This window comes from Yersinia vastinensis (assembly GCF_902726565.1).
In the GTDB taxonomy this organism is placed as follows: domain Bacteria; phylum Pseudomonadota; class Gammaproteobacteria; order Enterobacterales; family Enterobacteriaceae; genus Yersinia; species Yersinia vastinensis.
In genome coordinates this window covers 162,842-184,961 of the sequence record NZ_CACVAF010000005.1, presented here as the reverse complement: position 1 = coordinate 184,961, position 22,120 = coordinate 162,842, and the positions used below count along the sequence as shown (strand labels likewise).

Genomic DNA, 22,120 nt, shown 5'->3' with positions numbered 1-22,120 from the left:
GAGCAGCGGCTTCCCAGGGTCTGCATGCCCGGCGCTTTTACCCACGGGTTTTCATTCAGGTGATAAAAGGATAGGTTGATGAAAAAGCAGGTTTTAGCTACCTTTTTGCTCGGTTCGCTGTTCTGCGTCTCGAGTTATGCAGCACAGATTGTTGCTGTCACGGCATCCGGTTATGACAGTGAAAAAGGCCACGTTCCGGCGAATATCGCTGATGGTGATATTAAAACACGGTGGGCGGCATCCGGGGAGAGTTGGATTCAACTGGAATTGGATAAAGAGCAAGCCATTGACAATATTCTTATCGTGCCATTCAAACCCACTGAACGTAAGCTGAAGTTCTCCATTGCTTACTCCAGTGATGGCAAGAGTTGGCAACCGCTGGCAGAAAGGTTGGAAACCTCCACGGCAGACAAAAATGGTGAGAAGCTGACCTTTGCGCCAGTTACCGCCAAATATATCAAACTGGAGACCTTTGGCACGGATGTGAATAAGTGGAGTGCGATTAACGAAATCGTCATCAATAGTGCTGCTGCTGTCCCTAGTCGAGCAATTAAGTAAGTTCGGCTCATACTACGTCATCGCCCCCTTGCTTCAGCTTAAAAAAGGGGGCAACTGCCTATAAAAAACCTCATTCAAAAATCCCCCTCATCTGCGTGTTTCTCAACCTGTCTTGTTGTTTTTCCCCCCTCTTTTTCCAGTGCTAATCATTTGTGGGTAATTGTCTGGTTGATTCGACGGTATTTACGCTGTTACTTCCGCTTGAAGCGTTTCAGTTCTTAATTTCGCGTTAAGGGTGCAATCCAGTGCAACTAATAATTTCCATATTGTTATGAGGGTGTTATTTTCCGCGCAAGCACGGATAAAAAAAGAAGTGTCATTCAATCATCACAGAGAGCAACGCGACAAGCTGCCGTGCATTTCTCCAAAAGGACATAGTTATGAAAGCTTCAATATTTAAAAGTCTTTATTTTCAGGTGTTAACGGCGATTACGCTGGGGGTGTTGCTAGGGCATTTTTACCCGGATCTCGGTGCTCAAATGAAACCTTTGGGTGATGGATTTGTTAAACTAATTAAAATGATTATCGCTCCTGTCATTTTCTGTACCGTCGTTACCGGTATCGCGGGCATGGAAAGTATGAAAGCCGTGGGCCGCACAGGCGCCATTGCGCTGCTCTATTTTGAAATTGTTAGTACCATTGCGCTACTGATTGGTTTAGTGATTGTGAACGTGGTGCAACCCGGTGCTGGTATGAATATCGACCCGGCAACACTGGATGCAAAAGCGGTTGCACTTTATGCCGAGCAGGCCTCACAGCAAGGGATTGTGCCATTCCTGCTGGATATCATTCCCGGCAGTGTCGTTGGCGCTTTTGCTAGCGGCAATATTCTGCAAGTGCTGTTGTTTGCTGTCCTGTTTGGTTTTGCCCTGCATCGTTTGGGTGAAAAAGGCCAGCTTATCTTTAATGTTATTGAGAGTTTCTCCCGCGTCATCTTCGGCATCATCAATATGATTATGCGCTTGGCCCCGATTGGTGCCTTTGGTGCAATGGCCTTTACCATTGGTAAGTACGGTGTGGGCAGCTTGGTACAACTGGGTCAGTTAATTATCTGTTTCTACATAACTTGTCTTCTATTTGTTATCGTGGTGCTTGGTTCTATCGCGAAATTCAATGGTTTCAACATCTTCAAATTTATCCGCTATATCAAAGAAGAGTTGCTTATCGTATTAGGGACATCATCTTCAGAGTCTGTGTTACCGCGCATGCTGGATAAGATGGAGAAAGCAGGGTGTAAGAAGTCAGTGGTAGGTCTGGTTATCCCGACGGGTTACTCATTTAACCTCGACGGAACCTCGATTTATCTGACCATGGCCGCAGTATTTATCGCACAGGCAACCAATACCCATATGGATGTTATTCATCAGGTAACCTTACTGGTGGTGTTGTTGCTTTCCTCAAAAGGCGCGGCAGGGGTCACGGGCAGTGGCTTTATCGTACTGGCCGCAACCATTTCTGCGGTAGGGCATTTACCTTTGGCAGGTTTAGCACTGATTCTGGGTATCGACCGCTTTATGTCTGAAGCCCGTGCTCTGACCAATCTGGTCGGTAATGGCGTAGCCACTGTTGTGGTTGCCAAATGGTGTAAGCAACTGGATAACGATCAGTTACAAGCCGCGTTATCGAACAAAACTGTGCCAGATGCTGAGATAAAACCTGGCGTCTCTTCTTGATAAAACCGTAACAAAGAATTAAGGGGTTTGTCCTGTTGAATTCCCCTTGGTTCTCAAATAATGTTTAGTTCTCAAATAACTGCTGGTGGTGTTTTTGTCTCCAGCAGTTCCTCGTTAGCCAGCCCCACATCCCGATTTCTTGTATAAATTACCATTTAGATACTATTTTTTACTCCGATGAGTGACATCGGCAAAAGCATGCGGTCTAACAGAATGGTACACTCCCACCTCACGAGTGACTTATGCAAAATTGTATCGTTTATACCCGAAGTAAGCAGGGTTAAGATTGGATAGTTTATTAAGTAGGGGTTCACATGCAGGGCACCAGAATTCGTCTTATAGTTGGTGGATTATTGTTGGCGGCTGCCAGCAGTAATGTGCAGGCTGAAGCACTACAACCCGATCCTGCCTGGCAGCAGGGGAAGTTAGAAAACGGGTTTTCATGGCAGTTGCTGGCGACGCCGCAGCGCCCTAGCGATCGGATTGAACTACGTCTGGTGGTTAATGCTGGCTCATTATCAGAAAGCACACAGCAAGTGGGTTTTGCCCATCTATTGCCACGCTTGGCCTTAATAAGCAGCGCGAGTTTTACTCCTGCCCAACTTCAGTCACTGTGGCAGCAAGGGGTCGATAACGAACGCCCATTGCCACCAGCGATTACATCTTATGATTTCACCTTATATAGCCTGAGTTTGCCCAATAACCGCCCTGATTTGCTGAAAGAAGCCTTGGCATGGTTATCTGATACCAGTGGCAAGCTGGCCATCAGCGAACAAACTATCAATGTCGCGCTGAACAGTGCGACCGATCCTATCGCCACTTTCCCGCAGAATATTCAGGAACCTTGGTGGCGCTATCGGCTTAAAGGCTCTTCTTTAATCGGGCATGATCCCGGCCAATCCGTGGCAAGGCCTGTTGATGTCGAGAAGCTGAAACAGTTCTATGAGCAGTGGTATACCCCGGATGCGATGACATTGTATGTGGTTGGTAATGTGGATAGCCGTAGCATTGCGGCACAAATCAGCAAAACCTTCTCTGAGTTGAAAGGGAAACGCACTACACCAGCCCCTATGGCCATGTTGGCGCCATTACCACCTGAACCCGTGAGCTTGATGAGCGAACAGGCGGCGCAAGATACGTTGTCGCTGATGTGGGATACCCCATGGCACCCTATTCAGGATTCTGTGGCGTTAAGCCGTTACTGGCGCAGTGATTTAGCACGAGAGGCGCTGTTCTGGCATATCCAGCAAGTTTTGGATAAGAGTGATCAGAAGAACCTGAAGTTGGGCTTTGACTGCCGAGTGCAATATCAGCGTGCGCAGTGTGCTATTCACTTGAATACTCCGACGGAAAACCTGACTCCAGGCATGAATTTTGTGGCTCGTGAACTGGCGAGTTTGCGTGAGAATGGTCTGAGTCAGGCGGAGTTTGATGCATTGATGGTGCAGAAAAACGATCAGCTCAGTAAGTTGTTTGCCACCTATGCCCGCACTGATACTGACATTCTGATGAGCCAACGTCTGCGTTCACAGCAAAGTGGTGTGGTGGATATTGCACCGGAGCAATATCAGAAGCTACGACAGGCATTTTTGTCTGGCCTGACGCTAGCCGAACTGAATCAGGAATTGAAACAGCAACTCTCGCAAGATACCACGCTGATTCTGACGCAACCGAAAGGCGAACCGGAAGTGAATGTGAAGGCGCTACAGGATGCGTATAACGCCATTATGACACCACACACCGTGGTGCCAGAAGACGCCGCTCCTGCCGTTAGTGCTACGGAGGCCGTACCGCCAACGCCAACAACGGCACAATAAACCGCTGTACCGCTACTGCACTTTTCCACTTTAGGATTAGCCAGTAGCGGTCATCAGCTCACGTTTAATCAGACTGCTGGCATTGCCGCCAGTGGAATGATGGCTCCGCGGTATTGGATGACTGTGCTGGCAGTCAAGTGACCACGTATTGCTGCGTCATGGGCGCTGCCACCCGTCAAGCGAACCGCCAGATAACCTGCGCTGAAGGAGTCCCCGGCAGCTGTGGTATCGACCACTTTTTCTTTCGGTAGTTTAACGGCAGGCACATCGTATTGGTGAGCTTCAAAACCCTCTTTCACCCAGACAATGCAAGAATCTGCGCCGCGTTTAACAATAATCTCACTGACACCTAAAGCTTGAGTCCGGTCAATGACCTGTTCCAGTGGCTTCTCGCCCCACAGCATATCCTCATCATCTAATGTCAGGAACGCGATATCAGTGCAGGCCAACATGTCGCGATAGGCTTCTTGTGTCTCTTCTTTGCTTTGCCATAGACGTGGGCGATAGTTGTTATCAAAGATAACTTTGCCACCGTTAGCGCGGCAGGCACGGAGTAATTTCAGCAAACGCTGACGTGATGTGTTGTCGAGAATTGCCAGACTAATACCACTAAGATATAGGTAATCAAATTTTTCCAAGCGCTGACAGATGGCGTCAGCGTCTGGGCTGGTCAGCCAGAAGCGCGCGGCGGCATCATTGCGCCAGTAATAGAATGTGCGCTCACCGGTGCTGTCGGTTTCAATGAAATACAACCCCGGTAATTTATTATCCATCCGCTGAATAAGGGAGGTATCGATCTTCTCCTGCTGCCAGGCCGCCAGCATTTCTTCACTGAAGCTGTCAGTTCCTAATGCTGTCACGTAATGCACATTCAGGGCCTGCGGTGACACCTGACGGGCAACATACACTGCTGTATTTAGCGTATCACCGCCAAAGCCCCGGCTAAGGTCGGTACCTTTTTGTGACAGTTCAATCATGCATTCGCCGATAACGGCAATATTTTTGCTGGTCATGGAAAGCTGGCCTATTCCTGAATTGTAAATCAGTGGTGGGAACGAAATAGGGTTAGTCTCACTGCTGGCTTAGTCAGAGTCAATAGTATTAAAACGACGTTTTAAATTTTTTATGATATAGGTCGGGAAACTAGCAAGTTTCCCGCTGTCCAGCACCCTATTATGATGATTTTCGCAGGTCGGTAACACTGTGCCCGCCAATACCCCAGTTATCGGTATCCACTTCATCAATGACGACAACCGTTGTTGCGGGATTTTTCCCCAAAGTATCGACTAATAGTTGGGTGACACCAGCAATCAACTGCTTTTTCTGTTCCGCAGTTGCCCCTTCACGTGTAATTTTAATATTTACATAAGGCATGTTCATCTCCATATCTATTAATACCCTGCATCTTCAAGTACTTTGGGTATACACTCATGATTAACTCACTGTAGACGGCTTTACTGTGCCACTCAAAATCTATTGGGTATATATAAAGTTCTGGTCGCACGAGTCGATAACATTTCCAGAAGGAAAACCGTTTACAACAGGATGTCATCAGACTGCCCTTGCTGTCTGGTGTCCTGAACCATGGCGACTAAACTGATGATGACCAATAAAGTATCAGGTTTACTTGCGCCATCCTTTGCCGCTATTGATCGAAATAAAGGACAAAGCTTCTGGCGGCAATGTCAGCGTCGGTACACTTTTCAACCTATCTATCGTACCTCTGGTGCGCTGTTGGCGATCGAGTTGCTCACGGCAGTTTTTCATCCTTCATCACCCGATACTCGCTTGAATCCGGAGGATTATTTTACTGCTATCAGTATCCGTGCCCGTTTGGATGTGGTGCTGGAGCAATTGAATATGATTAAGCAGTGGCATGCGATATTTGTTCATCATTCAGTGCTGGTTTCTATCAATATTGATGGTCAGGCGTTGATGGCAATGCAGGATGACTTGCAGGCTAAGTTGTTGATTGATGATATGCCATACATTCGCTTTGAACTGCTTGAACATGTTGATACCTCTTTGGATACCCCCTTTGCCCGCATTGCAGAAGCCGATCGACTGTGGTTGGATGATTTTGGTAGTGGGTTGGCGAATTTCACTTCATTTATTAGCTGGCGCTATGAATACATTAAAGTTGCCAGAGATCTGTTTATCGTGCTGCAAGAAAGTGATGCTGGAAACCAACTGTTTTTCACTTTGGTCACCTTAATGGATCGTTACAGTAAAGGCGTGATTGTTGAAGGGGTGGAAACCTCGCAAGAGTGGGCGATGGTACAACGTTCTGATGCTGCGGCTGCGCAGGGTTACTATCTCTCCCGACCCACGTCATTTGATCGATTACAGACACTCCCCATGCTGTTTTGTGGTTAATCTTTCCTGAGAAACCGCCCATCTACTATAGTTAAAGCTATCTTCTGAATCTGCACTTGCCATCGGTTAACCCTTGTCTAACCGATTTTTCAATTAAAATACAGTGAACTGACTCTTGTCTGAACACCCTCGGTGTAGATTCGGCTTTATACATCATGAGTACTGGCATGGAGCTGTTATGACCAAAACCGGAAAAGTGCTGACTGGCGTTAGCGGGATTATTGTGCTGTTACTGGCAGCAGTCATCGTGTTTGTGATGACTTTCGATTGGAATCGTCTAAAGCCGACGATTAACGAAAAGGTGTCAGCTGAGTTGCAACGGCCTTTCGCCATTCGTGGCAATTTGAGTGTGGATTGGTCACGCAAAGGTGACGAACCGGGGTGGCGTGGCTGGGTGCCTTGGCCGCATATTCATGCTGAAGACTTGGTTTTGGGCAATCCTGCGGATCTCGGCGATGATAAAGCCACCAAAACCCCTGAAGACAAAACCGCGTCCAGTGCTTTCCCTGCGGGGGAAATGGTCACTCTAAAACGGGTTGATGCCAGCATTGCCCCCTTGGCGCTACTGGCGAAAGAAGTGCTGATTCCACGTATTTGGCTGACCCAACCCGATGCTAACTTGCTGCGTCTGGCAAACGGCAAGAACAACTGGACGTTTAATTTGGCAAATAGCCCGACAGAGGGCGATAACCCGCCTTCAGCTTGGTCAGTAAATATTCACGACATTGTCTTTGATCGTGGGGAGATAAATTTCAATGATGCTTTGCTAAAAGCTGATCTTCACGCAGTGATCGATCCCTTGGGCAAACCGTTACCCTTTGCTGAGGTAACTGGCGCACGTGCGGAGAAAAAGGATAACCCTGCCACTGAAAAGGCAAAAAGTAACACGCCAGATTATGTTTTTGGTTGGAAGATTGATGGCAAATATCAAGGCCAGCCATTAACCGGCAGTGGAAAAATGGGTGGTATGCTGTCGATGAGTGATGCGACTCAGCCATTTCCGTTGCAAGCAGATGTACGCTCCGGTACTACGCGGGTTGCGGTGGTGGGCACATTAACGGATCCCGGTCATTTAGCGGGATTGGATCTGCAATTGAAATTCTCGGGTGCTAGCTTGGATAACCTCTATCCACTGATTGGTGTTTTGCTACCGGCTACCCCACCTTACAACACTGATGGCCATCTCATTGCGCACCTCAAACAAGAGGGAGGGGCAGTTTATCGCTATGAAAAGTTTAACGGAAAGATTGGCGACAGTGATATTCATGGCAACTTGATTTATACCGCCAGCCAACCTCGACCAAAATTAGCCGGTGAGCTGTCATCAAACAAATTACGCTTTGCTGATTTGGCGCCGTTGATTGGCGCGGATTCTAATCAGGAAAAAGCTAACCGGGGCGAGCGAAGCCGACAGCCTGCGAATAAAGTGCTACCCACTGAGAAGTTTGACACCAAAAGTTGGAATGTGATGGATGCTGATGTGACTTACAGCGCCAAACATATCGATCGTGATAAATCATTACCTTTAACCGATCTATCGACTCACGTGGTGCTCAATAATGGTGAGCTATTGCTTGATCCACTGCGGTTCGGTATGGCGGGGGGCAATCTCAATGCGACTTTGCGGCTGAACGGCAATAAAGATCCGATGCAAGGTAAGGTCGATTTACATGCCCGCCGCTTGCAACTGAAAGCACTGTTACCGGAAGTTCAGGCGATGCGTAACAGTCTGGGGCAAATGAATGGTGATGCATCATTTACCGCCAAAGGCAACTCGGTAGCCGCTTTGTTGGCAACCAGTAATGGGCATTTGCGTCTGCTGCTGAACCAAGGGTTAATTAGTCGTAGTTTGATGGAGTTACTTGGCCTAAATGTGGGTAACTATATCGTGGCGAAGTTATTCGGTGACGATGAAGTAAAAATCAACTGCGCGGTGGCTGATATTCAGTTGCGTAATGGCTTGGCAACACCGCGGCTATTTGTTATCGACACCGAGAATGCCATTATCAATATTACCGGAAATATCAATCTTGCGACTGAGCGGCTGGATTTATCCATCGATCCAGAAAGCAAAGGGCTGCGCATTCTAACCTTACGTTCACCACTTTATGTCAAAGGGACATTTAAGCAGCCGGATGCAGGAGTGAAAGCGGGGCCATTGCTTGCCCGTGGTGCGGTTGCTGCTGTCTTGGGTGTGGCGCTGACACCGGCAGCGGCGTTATTGGCACTGATTTCCCCCAGTGAAGCGGAAGAAAATCAGTGCACGCCATTCCTGAAAAAAATAAAGCAAAAGAAATGATGTATTAATGTGCCGGTGGTTGGGGGAGCAGTGTGCAACTGTGATCTTGCAACTCCTCCACCGAAGCACGATGCAGCTTCAATGGATTGACTTTACTGGCCAACAGCAAGAATTCTCCGTTGGGCAATGCTGTCATTGCCATACCGTAATGGCCCATGTGATCTTTCGCCCCTTCCACTTCATCTGCTAGCAAGCGAAATGCCCCTAATTGTTGTAATTCCATCGACGTTGTTCGCCGTGCTAGATAATCATGCCCCAATAAACCGCCGAGAACCGGCTGCCACTGTGGGTGGAAGTCGCTTTCTTGCGCGGCTAATGCTGTTTTTACCTGCGGTTTCAGGCAAGAGATATGAATATGAAGCTGATCCTGACTGCGGCCATATTTTGAATTTATGGCTAACGAGATATCAGCATCATCAATCGGTGCGCCATATTTATCTGCCATAAAATGACGAGCTTGCCAGGCATCAAAAAAATACTTTGGGCTGTTGGGGGTTAACAATTCCGGGCTTTCGATACCACTGATCTTAGCCGTCGGCATCAACAAATATTGCAATGGCCCGTGTATATCTTTGTACACCACAAAACCGGCGTGGGTATCGACCTCGATACAAGGCTGTGGATTATGTTCCGTTTCCATATGGGGAACACATTGCTGGTTGACTATTTTCCATAGCGCATCAGCGTTACTAAAACGTAATTTATAGATGACGGCGAGGAGAATAATGATGAGGAGTATCAGTAAAACCCCAAGTTTCTTTATATAACGTGGCATGTGCTTCCCTTCACTTTAATGACGAGCAGTCAGTGTAGTCAGAAACTCATGGGGTCGGCATCCCCCATAAGACTTATATATCATTATGGAAGAAGTATTGTTTAGGCTGGGTTTACAATGAAATGTGGTTATTTTCTTTAAAGAAGAATATGCCAGTCATTGAATGATGACTGGCATATGTGAGTTATTGTGATGTTTTATTACCCGCCTCTGGGGGTAAGGTTCCATCCTCGGCGTAACGGGCCGTAGCTATCCACGCGGCACAAAATAGCGTCAGGCGAGCGAAAAAGTAGAAAAAGGCCATTAAGCCAATCACTGAACCAAAGGCCGCGCCGGAGGGGGAACTGGCGAGACGTGGTAGCATCATGGTCATGATGAATTTAATGATTTCAAAACCGATAGCGGCAATCAGCGTGCCGCGCAGTAGCGCTTTTTTCTTGGGCTTATATCGCGGTAGAATCCAAAATATCCATAGAAATAATAGATAGTTAGCCGCTATGGATATCGATAGCGCAATCAGAGTCATCGCTGGCCGCAGCCACTCTATTCCTTCTAGCCCTAGTGCATGAACAATCGCCGACTGTGCAGCACCCGCAATGGAGGTCAGCGAAAGAGTGATAATCAATGCAATAACCAACCCGGTGAGAGAAATAAAATCGCGGGCATAGCGGTAATAGAATTTTTCCTGATCCTGCGGATTACGCTCCCATACATCGCGAGATTGCGCACGTATGGCTTCGCGTAAATTCCCCATCCAACTGATACCGGAATAAAGTGCAATCGCCAGACCGGTCAACCCAACGGTGGTGCGCTGCTGGATGGCAGTATTAACCGTATTTTTAAGTGTGGCTGCTAAACTTGGATCGCTGATGGTATTAACAATTTTATTAATTAATTCAGCTAATAAGTCAGGGTTAGAGGCCAGCACGAAACCGACTACGGCAAAAGAGACCATCAAAATAGGAATCAGTGACAAAAATGAGAAGTAGGTAATTGCGGCACCAAACTGACTGCCGAGCCGATCATTGAAACGATCTGTTGCACGGATAATATGGGCAACAGCAGGAAAAGCTTTAACACGGTGGCTTATTCGCGCTATATAGGAAATCGCTTTTTTACCCGTCTTAAACCCTGTGTTCAGTGGCGCTGAGTTATCTTGTTGTGCGTTCGGCATCATTCCCCTCAATTGCGTTAATCCATGCCTTATGCAGATGATTATTCTACAAAATATGACATAAAACGATAACTAATCTGTTGATGATAGCAGAGTTGGCGTCTATCACAACCAGCCGAATTAAATTCCACTGAGCTGAAATATCAAAATTATAACTAATTATATTTAATATTAATTAATCTTAACTTATTGATTATTTCCTACATTCTTAATTTTGTAGGAAATAACCTACAAGCAATATGGCGTAATCTCATATTAAATTGTTTATTAAATGAATACATTATTAATAAATTAGGTTGGTTATTCTTTAAATTAAACCCGCCAATTAAATCTAAATAATACCAAGAAATAGCATTTAACGAATTAAGTTGAAGATTTTCTCTATTTGAATCATTTATGTAAAAGCCCAGGTTATTAACATGAAAACACACAGAACAACCCTCTCCCCGCGCTTTCGTAAAACGTTGCTGGCGAGCTTGCTTATCCCTCTTTTCAGCCCGATCTACAGCTGGGCGGCACAAACCATCAGTGTTACGGATGGTACTACGGTTCCTATTTCGGGTGAATATGGCACTGACGGTGAATACCAGCCCGCCGTTGTTGTACAAGGTACTGATAGCACCGTCACGGGGGTATCTGACCTCACCATTAATACTACGGCGCGTGGCGCGAACGGTGTCAATGTGAGTAATGGCGGTTCATTAAACCTGGAAAATTCCACCATTAAAACCAATGGAGTGGTTGCTTATGGCATCAATAATAATAAAGGTTCGGTGGTATTAAATGGTGGGTCGATAACCACTATGGGCCAGCAGGGAAATGGTGTTCATTCTACGGGGATCGGGAGCCGCACAAGTCTTAATGGGACTGAGATAACCACCCGTGGAAGTTCAGCATACGGTGTCTCAGGCACTGCGGGCGCAGCATTAACGGTGAACAACACAACACTTAATGCGAGTGGTGGTGGTGGCTATGGCATTTATTTGAGTGATCTTGGCAGCACCTTAGCCGGTACAAATAATGTCATTAATAATACGGGCACTGGCGGCGGTACGGGTGTGTATATTTCCTATGGCGGTTTACATGCTGCCTTGGATAACACGACGATCAATATGGCCAATGGTTATGCCGGCGTTACCGTTGGTCGGGATTCCTCTATTACTCTGGATGGCCTCACGGCTACCGGTAATATTGCTCAGGTTTTTGACATCACGGGTGCGGCGACCATCAGCAATGCCAATATTGACTTGGCATCGGGTGCAGTATTGCGTGCCATGGGTAATAGTTCGACCAACAAAGCCGTCATCATATTAAACGATGTTAATGCCGTTTCTCACAGCGGTAATGCGACAATGGTTAACGTAAATATGAACGCCGATGTCACTGTTAATGGTGGCTCTTATCACACCAAAGGGACTTATGCTTTGGGGATTTGGGTGCCGGATACGACTTCATCAGTGAAAGTATATAATTCTGAAGTTATTACTGAGGGTGACGGTGCGACGGCTATTGAGAACCGCGGTAGTGCTATTGTAGATAATACTCGGGTTATCACTACGGGAAATAGCTCCCACGGTATTTATTCGGAATCAATGTTTGACGCCACGAACATGACCATCTCGACTGCTGGTGTGGGTAGTATTGGCGCGACTGCCGCACGAGGGGGAACACTGAATGTGGATCGTGCCACCATTAATACCACGGGCGATTCGGGTATGGTGCTCGGCACTTTTGCTAGCTCATTAGTGAACGCTAAAAATATTACTGGGACATCCACTGGCGCGAGTGCCTATGCTTTGTGGCTACAAACTAATAGCCGTATTTTGCTGGCAGATAGCCAAATCACGACCACGGGAGCGAATGCCGGGGGGATTTATGCAACCAGTTCAAATACAACTTATAGTCAGGCGACATTAGATAACAGCCAGATTATCAGTGAACAGGGGACTGGTATCCGGGCTTATGGTGCCAGCATCAATGTGGATGTGAAAAATGGCTCGCAACTGAGTGGCGGCAATGGGGTACTGGTCAGTGCCTCGACCAATACGGGGAGTGTTGCCACGCCATTGAATGTTGTCAGTAACGTTAATGTGAACGCCGACAATCATTCTATTTTGGTGGGTGATATTCGGGCCGATGAAAATAATACCGTTAATCTGGCGCTTAAAAATGGCTCTGTCTGGAGCGGTGCGGCCAGTAATGCCAAAAGTGTTGATATCGATGTTAGCAGTATTTGGAATTTGACTGGAGATGCCGATGTTGAGTCCATGAATATTCTGGGCCAACTGAATTTTATTTCGACGGGTAATAATCCCTCTGCTCGTGGGCCGAGCACCGGTTTCAGTACATTAACGGTGAACAGCGATTTAACCGGCAACGGCATCCTGAACTTTAATACACAATTGGGTGATGACAGTTCTCCGACGGATAGATTGCATGTGACCGGAAATGCGACAGGCGATCATCGTGTTCAGGTCATTAATCAGGGAGGGTTGGGGGCATTGACGACTGGCTCCGGTATTAATCTGATTACGGTTGACGGGGACAGTAGCGGTAGCCGTTTTGCGATGAATGGCTCTGTTGTCGCTGGTGCTTATGAGTATTTCCTGTATCAGCTTGATGAGCACAACTGGAATTTACAATCGAATCTGGCGCCTGTTGCCCCCCCACCGCCATTACCGATTCCACCTACATCACCGCCATTACCGATTCCACCTACACCACCTACACCACCGATTTCACCCACGCCACCGACTCCACCGAAGTTAACGGATCCGGCTGACCCAACCGATCCCGGTGAAATTGTTACGGTCAATCCAGTTGTGCCGGGGGTCTCTGTGCCAGAAACGGCTTATCGCCGTGAAGTTCCCGGCTATATTGCAACACCTTGGTTAAATGCATTCTACGGGTTCACGACACTGGGTAGCTTCCATGAGCGCCAAGGGGATGTAAAAGGGGCGGCGAATGGTTTTAGCCAGGGCTCTTGGGGGCGAATCAGTGGGCAACATAATCAGTTTGAAGCTGGCCGTTTTAACTATGACTCCGATATTTGGTTCGCCCAATTAGGGCATGATGTCTATCAGGCTGAAAATTCGGCGGGAACTCAGGCCACTGCTGGCGTCATGATAACCTTGGGTAAGCAGGACACGGATGCACAAGATCAGGCGCGGGCAGTGCGGCCAGATCTCTCGGTCAATACCGGAAAAATTAAAACGGATGCTTATGGCTTGGGGGGGTACTACACCTTAACTACGCCACAAGGTGGCTATGTTGACATCGTTGGGCAGGGGACGCTATACCGTAATAACTATCAAAGCCAACATGATGCAAAACAAAATGGTTATGGTGTGGCGCTATCTGCCGAAGTTGGGCAGGCATACCCCATTGTCGGAAACTGGAAAGTAGAGCCTCAAGGGCAACTGAAATATCAGTACCTGAATCTGAGTGGTTTTAGTGATGATGTTTCTGGGGTAAGTGGCACTTCATACTCTGTTGGACAGGCTCGTGCTGGGATGCGGATATTCAGTGAGGTGACGCCACAGCAAGCTATCAAACCGTATTTTTCTGCTGATGTTGTTCACCAACTTGGGCAGAACCCGCAGGTCACTATTGATACTGCCAGCCTCCGCCCAGAATTCACGAAAACCTATTGGCAGGGCGGTGCGGGTGTGACCGCAAAAGTGAATGATCGTGTTGATATTTATGCCGATGTTAAATACCAGCGTGCATTTGATGGCAAAATGGACGGCTACGCCGGTAATTTAGGTGTCAAAGTCAGTTTCTGAGTTAGCTGATTAAGTGAGCAATAAAAAAGGCTATAAACCCTGTGGTTTATAGCCTTTGACCCTCTATTTGCCCAGTCTTAGCGCATGGTGACAAATTCTTCAGCAGCAGTTGGATGGATAGCGACAGTGTTGTCGAAATCTTTCTTGGTTGCGCCCATCTTCACGGCAACAGCGAACCCTTGCAGAATTTCATCCATACCAAAACCGATGCCATGAATGCCAACAATCTTCTCTTCCGCACCGACACAGACGAGCTTCATCCGGCATGGCTGACGGTGCTGAGTCACGGCGCTGTACATGGCCGTGAATGAAGATTTGTAGACTTTCACTTGATCGTCACCAAACTTCTCGCGCGCTTGTGGTTCAGTCAAACCAATCGTGCCGATAGGTGGATGGCTAAAGACCACGGTTGGAATATTCGTGTAATCCAAATGTTCATCTGGCTTGTTATTGAACAGGCGCTCAGACAAACGGCGACCTGCGGCTACAGCCACTGGCGTCAGTTCAACCGCGCCAGTATTATCGCCAACGGCATAGACACCTTTGACATTAGTATTCTGGAACTTATCAACCTCGATATAGCCTTTTTCATTGGTTTTGACACCACTGGCAGGCAGATTCAGGTTGTCTGTTGCAGGTTCACGGCCAATGGCCCAAATCAGATGATCGACGGTTACTTCTGTGCCGTTTTCCAGTTGCAGTGTCAGGCTGCCATCGGCATTTTTGATCACGGCTTTTGGTACGGATTCGGTATGCAGTTTTGGCCCTTCGGTGTTCATCACTTCCAACAGGGTTTCCACAATCAGTGGATCAAAGGTACGCAGTGGCGCGTGCTTACGTACAAAAAGATGTGTTTCTGTGCCTAATCCATTGAGTACGCCCGCGATTTCTACCGCAATATACCCGGCACCTACGACAGCGACCCGTTTTGGCATCTCATCTAACTCAAAGAAACCATCAGAATCGATACCATATTCAGCACCAGGAATATTCGGACGGCTTGGGCGACCACCGGTGGCAATCAGAATATTGTCTGCGGTTATCTTCTCACCATTGACTTCCACCGTATGGGCATCAACAAAACGCGCGAAGCCGTGGATAACATCAACTTTGTTATTGCCTAAACCACGTTCATAAGACTGATGGATACGATCGATGTAGGCAGTACGATTCTTTATCAGAGTCTTCCAATCAAAATGATTGATTGTGGTGTCGAAACCGTAGTCTGGGCCATATAATTTAATCGCTTCCGCGATTTGTGCGGCGTGCCACATCACTTTTTTCGGCACGCAACCCACGTTTACACAAGTCCCACCGAGCTGTTTAGCTTCGATCAGCGCACACTTTTTGCCATACATGGCTGCCCGGTTGATCGACGCAATCCCGCCACTGCCACCGCCAATTGCTAGATAATCGTAATGTTTAGTCATCAGGGTCGTTTCCATCAAGAATCGTTTAAAAATTGCCTAAGAGTTTAACCCTTGCCAGCATTTTGTCGCAAAGGTTGCATCAATTGCTCTGATTCACGTGACCAATTGATTGATACCCGACATCTTTCAAGCCGTAGGGTTGTTGGCTGCTATCATTGACCCAATCCATTGAGTTATCTCAACGCGTTGAGTTCATTCAGTTACCACCTACGGCAACTCGAAATCTATTGGGTATAGGCACTATTTACTCAGGGACTACCCACTTCACTAATGTATGACCATGGCCTGAAGGCACGAGTGCTTTGTGTAGCCATGGCAGCAGGGTATTCATTTGCTGTTCAAGTTTCCACGGCGGGTTAATCACAATCATGCCTGAGGCCGTCATACCGTGCTGGTCACTGTCTGGGCGCACGGCCAGTTCAATTTGCAAAATACGGCGGATGCCGGTGGCTTCCAGATCACGTAATAACCGTTTGATTTGCTGACGTAGGACTACTGGATACCATAAAGCATAGGTGCCAGTTGCAAAACGTTTATAACCTTCCTGAATCCCTTTCACTACATCCTGATAGTCGGTTTTCATTTCATACGGTGGGTCAATCAGGATAAAACCCCGGCGTGATGGTGGCGGTAATTGTGATTTAAGTTGTTGATAACCATCAGCTCGTTGTACTTTTGCACGCTCATCTTTGGCAAATTCATTACGCAATAATGGGAAATCGCTAGGGTGCAGCTCCGTCAAATGAATTTTGTCGTATTCACGCAATAAGTGGCGTGCAATCAACGGTGAGCCAGGGTAATAACGCAACTTATCACCACGGTTAAAGTAGTTGATAGCACTCATATACGGAGCTAAATCAGCAGGTAAGTCATCGCGTTGCCACAGCTGGCCGATACCTTCAAGGTATTCACCCGTGCGTTCGGCGTGTTCGCCACTTAACTGATAGCGACCTGCACCCGCATGAGTGTCCAAATAAAGGAACGGTTTTTCTTTTTCTTTCAAAGACTCAATAATCAAGCTTTGAACCGTGTGTTTAAGAACGTCGGCGTGGTTGCCGGCGTGAAAGCTATGGCGGTAACTTAACATTTTATTTTAACCAATTGATATTCTGATATAAATCATCAAGTTAATGAGAGTATATACTGTGGATTGTGACCATGCTTTGTCTGCGTGGATGCAATAAACATCCCAGTCAGAGACCGTAGCCAGCACATTATGGCAACTAGTATAAACTGTCTGGTGGATAAAAAGTGAAAAGCATTGATTTGTGGCAAATACTTCGCCTTGCGACCATGGATGTAAAAATGAATGGATAAAATAATGAATAAAAAGACTCTCGCCGAACGATACCCTGACGCCTTGCACTGGCCATTTGGTGATAGCCCTGAAATGGCTGATGAACTGGCACAACTGGTTATCAGTGGGGCTAAAACAGCGACTTGCGGCTCGTATCATGCTTATAAGTCAGAGGTTTCGCCGGGTATTGGTGATTACAACGTCATTCTTAATGGCCGAAATGAGCCGGTCTGCGTGATCAGAACTGTTAGCCTAACACTGGTTCGTTATTGCGATGTCAGCGCAGAAATGGCTGCCAAAGAAGGCGAGGGTGATAAAAGCCTAACGTACTGGCAGCAAGGGCATCAGGCATTTTTTGAGCGAGCAGGGGATTTTTCTCCTGATATGCTACTGGTCTTTGAGCAATTTAAGTTGGTTGAGGTTTTTGATTAACCTGTCAGCCATTGATTTTCGTGCTGGCAGACCTCATGTTAATAACTTATTCGTCATTTATTCTTTGTAGCCAGCGCTGTTCTGGCTGACATTCAAAACCTTATTGAAACTTAAAATAATCAGGACTGCCCTATGACAAACCCGCTGTTGACCCCGTTCTCCCTGCCGCCATTTTCTGCTATTCGCCCTGAAGATATCGTGCCGGCGGTGAAATCCGCTCTGGATGAATGCCGTCAAGCGGTGGAGCGGGTAGTTGCCCAGCCAGGCCCTTTTACGTGGGATAATTTATGCCAGCCATTGGCTGAATCCGATGACCGTTTGTCTCGCATTTGGTCGCCTATTGGGCATTTGAACTCCGTGAAAAACAGCCCGGAACTGCGCGAGGCATATGAGCAAAGTCTGCCACTGCTCTCTGAATACGGCACATGGGTCGGGCAGCATAAAGGTTTGTATCAGGCTTATGTCAGCCTGAAAGAAGGGCCGGGGTTTGATGCCTTGACGGCTCCTCAGCGCAAAGCGGTAGAAAATGCTCTGCGTGATTTCCAGTTATCCGGTATCGGTCTGGAACCCGAACAGCAAAAACGTTATGGCGAAATTGTTGCCCGCCTGTCTGAGCTAGGTTCGACTTACAGCAATAACGTGCTTGATGCCACGATGGGTTGGAGCAAGCTGATTACTGACGTTGAGCAACTGAAAGGGTTGCCAGAAAGTGCACTGGCAGCCGCCAAAGCCATGGCCGAAGCCAAAGAGCAAGAGGGCTGGTTACTGACACTGGATATGCCAAGTTATCTTCCGGTGCTGACGTATGCCGATAATGCCCAATTGCGTGAAGAGATGTATCGTGCTTTTGCGACCCGTGCCTCTGATCAGGGGCCAAATGCTGGCAAATGGGATAACAGCGAAATCATGGCCGAAATTCTGACCTTACGTCATGAATTGGCACAGTTACTTGGTTTTAATAGTTATGCGGATAAATCGCTGGCAACCAAGATGGCAGAAAGCCCACAACAGGTGCTGGGCTTCTTAAATGATTTGGCAAAACGCGCTCGCCCGCAAGCAGAAGAAGAGCTGGCCCAGTTACGTGCTTTTGCTGAAAAGCATTATGGCGTCAGTGAGCTAGCCGCTTGGGATATCACTTATTATTCCGAGAAACAAAAGCAGCATTTGTTCTCCATTAGTGATGAACAATTGCGGCCTTACTTCCCGGAACAGCGTGTTGTTGAAGGGCTGTTCGAGGTGGTTAAACGTATTTACGGTATTACCGCCAAAGAGCGCCATGATGTGGATACTTGGCATCCAGATGTGCGTTTCTTCGATCTATTTGATGCCAGTGGTGAATTGCGCGGTAGCTTCTATCTGGATTTGTACGCCCGTGAACATAAACGTGGCGGTGCTTGGATGGATGATTGCGTCGGCAGCTTGCGTTTGGCCAATGGCCAATTACAAAAACCAGTAGCCTATCTAACCTGCAACTTTAATGGGCCAGTTGGCGGTAAACCGGCGCTGTTTACCCATAACGAAGTGACCACGTTATTCCATGAATTTGGCCACGGCTTGCATCATATGCTGACCAAAATTGATACTGCGGGTGTTTCTGGTATCAATGGTGTGCCGTGGGATGCGGTCGAGTTACCGAGCCAATTTATGGAAAACTGGTGTTGGGAGCCACAAGCGCTGGCTTTCATTTCGGGCCATTACGAAACCCATGAGCCATTGCCGCAAGAGATGTTAGATAAGTTGCTGGCTGCGAAAAACTATCAGGCGGCGCTGTTTATTCTGCGCCAACTGGAGTTCGGTCTGTTCGATTTCCGTATGCATTATGAGTTCGATCCGTTGACGGGCGCGCAGATCCTACCGATCTTGTATGAAGTGAAAAAACAGGTCGCTGTTGTGCCATCACCCACTTGGGGCCGTTTCCCACATGCCTTTAGCCATATCTTTGCCGGTGGTTACGCGGCGGGTTATTACAGCTACCTGTGGGCGGAAGTGCTCTCTGCCGATGCTTTCTCGCGCTTTGAAGAAGAAGGGATCTTCAATGCGGCAACCGGGCAGTCCTTCCTCGATAATATCCTGTCTCAAGGTGGTTCTGAGGAGCCAATGACGCTGTTCAAGCGCTTCCGTGGCCGTGAGCCGCAGTTGGATGCTATGCTGCGCCATTACGGTATTAAGGGCTAGAATGTGTCACAGATAAGTATTTGTTTATTGTCTGAATCAGGCGCCGATCCCGGCGCCTTGTCTATTCTGGCAGAACGCTGGCGTTTGGTGTCTGACGAGCAAGCGATAATGGCGCTGGTACTCACTCCTGAGCGCCTTGAACTGCGCAAGCGAGATGAGTCGAAACTCGGTGGGATCTATGTTGATTTTGTCTCCGGCACACTGGCTCATCGCCGTAAATTTGGCGGCGGGCGTGGTGAAGCGGTCGCCAAAGCGGTAGGTATCAAAAAAGGCTACCTGCCGCGGGTTGTCGATGCGACCGCTGGTTTGGGCCGTGATGCTTTTGTACTGGCGGCGCTGGGTTGCCATGTGCAAATGTTGGAGCGTAATCCGGTGGTGGCTGCATTGCTGGAAGATGGTTTGCGTCGAGGGTATCAGGATGCTGAAATTGGTCCTTGGCTACGCGAGCGATTAACGTTATTGCATGCTTCGAGTTTGACCGCGCTGGTGGAGATTGAGCCTCGGCCTGAAGTCGTTTACCTCGACCCTATGTACCCGCACCGGCAAAAAAGTGCACTGGTGAAAAAGGAAATGCGCGTGTTCCAATCGTTAGTGGGTGCAGATGAGGATGCCGATGGTTTACTGGCTCCGGCGCGGGCTTTGGCAACCAAGCGAGTGGTGGTTAAACGCCCCGACTATGCTGAACCTCTGGCAGGTGTGGCAGCGCAGGCCGCGGTGACGACGAAAAGCCATCGTTTTGATATTTATCCCCCTCTTTCTTAATACAACTACGATGGTCTACCCGCCATATTTCAGCGTGAGCTTGAAGTATGGCGGGTATAAACTTTATGCAGCGAATATTGGGCTGGCAATAAAATTATTTGATGACAATTGATGCTTCCCCGTGAGGTTTATCAGCATATCGTTTTCATATTCGTAATCATTAAGATCAATCAGCAAATATGTCATATCGGTCTCTTCATCAAATATCTGCATGATTTCTACACGCTCATTAATCCCTTTAAAGGTAAATCTATCGACCAAATGCATATCACTCTCTTTAGAAAGAAAGGGCGATAAATCAATTTTATCTTTGTCTGCTTTAAAATCATGAATGGTATCGGCAGAGGTTGTTAAAGAATCACTATCATTAAGATAGACAAAAGTATTATTTCCTTCTCCCCCCCAGAGTTGGTCAGCACCGAGTCCGCCAGCCAGTCTATTATCTGCACTGTTACCTCTAATTTCATCATCACCTCTGCCGCCGATGGCATTTTCAATGATGACATCAGCAGCAATTGAGATATTTCCCTTTAATCCACCAATATCAGAAAAACTGAGTGCATTCATATTGATTTTTTGATTTTGCGAATAACCGGAGAAATCAAATGTATCAATACCACCGGCATCCCATACGCAAAATATCAATACGTCATTGGCATCATGTGCGGTGAAATACGCCCGCTCGCTATTGGAGTTAAAACCATAAATGGTATTGCCCGTCCGTGTGTGGAGATTAGCACCATAGAGATATTGGACAGTGGCGATATCCAATATCTGCGGTGTTGATGGATAGTTCCAGCGGTAATCAGCACCAGAATATTTCTCCGACAAATAGCTCATCACACTGGCTTGCTGCGTATAGCCATAAGGAGCATGGGTATGTGCCAGCCCCAAAGAATGACCGATTTCGTGAGCAATGACATGCCCACCGTAGTTTATTTTTGTGGGATTGGTCGCACCGTTTTTAGCGTAATTAATCCATATTGGGCTGAAGCTTCCATTGTTGGGATAATAAGCATAGCCAGAAATAGGGCTATTTTGCTGTTCATAATTTAAAAATAATAGATTGGCTGAATGGTTTTCCGAGGCTTGAATAAATTGAATGTTAGCGATGTCTGCATAGCTTTGCATCGCAGCTTTAGCTTGGGTAATCTGCTTTTCATTAAATAAGAATAGGGGCGCATTTTGTTGTTTTTGAGTATCCGCTTCCCATAATGTGTAACCTTGACTAAATGAATAAAGAAGTGTGATGATTTTACTATCTTCAGTGTTATTTTTCCATGTATAGCGAGAGGTTATCTTACTAATATTATCTATTTTCAATTTTTCTTTAGAAATTATATTTTTTTCATATGATTTATAACTGTCTGTCATTGTCCGATCCTTGGTTATGAAAACCTTTTGATAAGTAAAACAGGCTATTTAGAAAAAGAGTAATGCGACTGAGGATATTACTAATAGTGCTTATTAATTAAATAAGCATTATCCTAAATGAGCAGGTAGAATTAATATGAAATTAAATAAAACATTCGTAGGGTTAATGATAAAAATAAATATCCCATATTCT

16 protein-coding genes are annotated in these 22,120 nt (G+C 47.0%); 9 read left to right on the top strand and 7 right to left on the bottom strand.

Annotated elements, in window-relative coordinates:
* Positions 1-78: 78 nt before the first annotated feature.
* The 3 genes from HUZ92_RS09520 to HUZ92_RS09510 all read left to right on the top strand — a co-directional run bounded on the left by HUZ92_RS09520 (position 79) and on the right by HUZ92_RS09510 (position 4,048).
* A complete protein-coding gene (locus HUZ92_RS09520) occupies positions 79-558 on the top strand; it encodes a discoidin domain-containing protein (RefSeq protein ID WP_145579506.1) in 480 nt (159 codons plus the stop codon).
* A gap of 380 nt (positions 559-938) precedes the next feature.
* The gene (locus HUZ92_RS09515) at positions 939-2,231 is read left to right on the top strand and encodes a dicarboxylate/amino acid:cation symporter (protein ID WP_050099485.1); all 1,293 of its coding nucleotides are present in this window, start codon (positions 939-941) and stop codon (positions 2,229-2,231) included.
* Between the two features lie 314 nt (positions 2,232-2,545).
* Complete coding sequence (locus tag HUZ92_RS09510; RefSeq protein WP_050295691.1) at positions 2,546-4,048, top strand: M16 family metallopeptidase; 1,503 nt, start codon at positions 2,546-2,548, stop codon at positions 4,046-4,048.
* Between the two features lie 68 nt (positions 4,049-4,116).
* Here HUZ92_RS09510 and kdgK read toward each other — a convergent pair whose 3' ends face one another.
* Positions 4,117-5,061 (bottom strand): 2-dehydro-3-deoxygluconokinase, encoded by a 945-nt coding sequence (gene kdgK, locus HUZ92_RS09505; protein WP_050140036.1) that lies wholly within the window; start codon positions 5,059-5,061, stop codon positions 4,117-4,119.
* Positions 5,062-5,221: 160 nt separating this feature from the next.
* Complete coding sequence (locus tag HUZ92_RS09500; protein WP_004388926.1) at positions 5,222-5,422, bottom strand: 2-hydroxymuconate tautomerase family protein; 201 nt, start codon at positions 5,420-5,422, stop codon at positions 5,222-5,224.
* A gap of 210 nt (positions 5,423-5,632) precedes the next feature.
* Here HUZ92_RS09500 and pdeH point away from each other — a divergent pair, with 210 nt between their 5' ends.
* Together pdeH and HUZ92_RS09490 are read left to right on the top strand one after the other, a co-directional pair.
* A complete protein-coding gene (gene pdeH / locus HUZ92_RS09495; protein ID WP_050099488.1) occupies positions 5,633-6,424 on the top strand; it encodes a cyclic-guanylate-specific phosphodiesterase in 792 nt (263 codons plus the stop codon).
* A 178-nt stretch (positions 6,425-6,602) separates the two neighbouring features.
* Positions 6,603-8,723, top strand: coding sequence for an AsmA family protein (locus HUZ92_RS09490; RefSeq protein ID WP_050099489.1), 2,121 nt, complete (start codon positions 6,603-6,605; stop codon positions 8,721-8,723).
* Positions 8,724-8,727: 4 nt separating this feature from the next.
* Here HUZ92_RS09490 and HUZ92_RS09485 read toward each other — a convergent pair whose 3' ends face one another.
* Both HUZ92_RS09485 and yhjD read right to left on the bottom strand, forming a co-directional pair.
* Positions 8,728-9,498, bottom strand: coding sequence for a CDP-diacylglycerol diphosphatase (locus HUZ92_RS09485; RefSeq protein WP_050140035.1), 771 nt, complete (start codon positions 9,496-9,498; stop codon positions 8,728-8,730).
* Positions 9,499-9,682: 184 nt separating this feature from the next.
* A complete protein-coding gene (gene yhjD, locus HUZ92_RS09480; RefSeq protein WP_145579532.1) occupies positions 9,683-10,672 on the bottom strand; it encodes an inner membrane protein YhjD in 990 nt (329 codons plus the stop codon).
* A 419-nt stretch (positions 10,673-11,091) separates the two neighbouring features.
* Here yhjD and HUZ92_RS09475 point away from each other — a divergent pair, with 419 nt between their 5' ends.
* Positions 11,092-14,457, top strand: coding sequence for an autotransporter outer membrane beta-barrel domain-containing protein (locus HUZ92_RS09475; RefSeq protein WP_145579505.1), 3,366 nt, complete (start codon positions 11,092-11,094; stop codon positions 14,455-14,457).
* Between the two features lie 77 nt (positions 14,458-14,534).
* Here HUZ92_RS09475 and gorA read toward each other — a convergent pair whose 3' ends face one another.
* Positions 14,535-15,887 (bottom strand): glutathione-disulfide reductase, encoded by a 1,353-nt coding sequence (gorA, locus tag HUZ92_RS09470; RefSeq protein WP_050099493.1) that lies wholly within the window; start codon positions 15,885-15,887, stop codon positions 14,535-14,537.
* A gap of 244 nt (positions 15,888-16,131) precedes the next feature.
* The gene (locus HUZ92_RS09465) at positions 16,132-16,974 is read right to left on the bottom strand and encodes a 23S rRNA (adenine(2030)-N(6))-methyltransferase RlmJ (RefSeq protein WP_050140033.1); all 843 of its coding nucleotides are present in this window, start codon (positions 16,972-16,974) and stop codon (positions 16,132-16,134) included.
* A gap of 234 nt (positions 16,975-17,208) precedes the next feature.
* Between HUZ92_RS09465 and HUZ92_RS09460 the strand changes: the two genes are divergently transcribed.
* From HUZ92_RS09460 to rsmJ, 3 genes are all read left to right on the top strand, one after another.
* Positions 17,209-17,616 carry an ASCH domain-containing protein gene (locus HUZ92_RS09460; RefSeq protein ID WP_050295697.1) on the top strand — a complete coding sequence of 136 codons (408 nt, stop codon included), beginning with the start codon at positions 17,209-17,211 and terminating at the stop codon, positions 17,614-17,616.
* A 132-nt stretch (positions 17,617-17,748) separates the two neighbouring features.
* On the top strand, positions 17,749-19,791 hold the full coding sequence (gene prlC / locus HUZ92_RS09455; protein WP_050140032.1) for an oligopeptidase A: 2,043 nt from the start codon (positions 17,749-17,751) through the stop codon (positions 19,789-19,791).
* A gap of 3 nt (positions 19,792-19,794) precedes the next feature.
* Entirely contained in the window at positions 19,795-20,553 is a 759-nt protein-coding gene (gene rsmJ / locus HUZ92_RS09450) for a 16S rRNA (guanine(1516)-N(2))-methyltransferase RsmJ (RefSeq protein ID WP_145579504.1), read from the top strand.
* 63 nt (positions 20,554-20,616) lie between these two features.
* Here rsmJ and HUZ92_RS09445 read toward each other — a convergent pair whose 3' ends face one another.
* Positions 20,617-21,927 carry a M57 family metalloprotease gene (locus HUZ92_RS09445; RefSeq protein ID WP_145579503.1) on the bottom strand — a complete coding sequence of 437 codons (1,311 nt, stop codon included), beginning with the start codon at positions 21,925-21,927 and terminating at the stop codon, positions 20,617-20,619.
* Positions 21,928-22,120 lie beyond the last annotated feature (193 nt).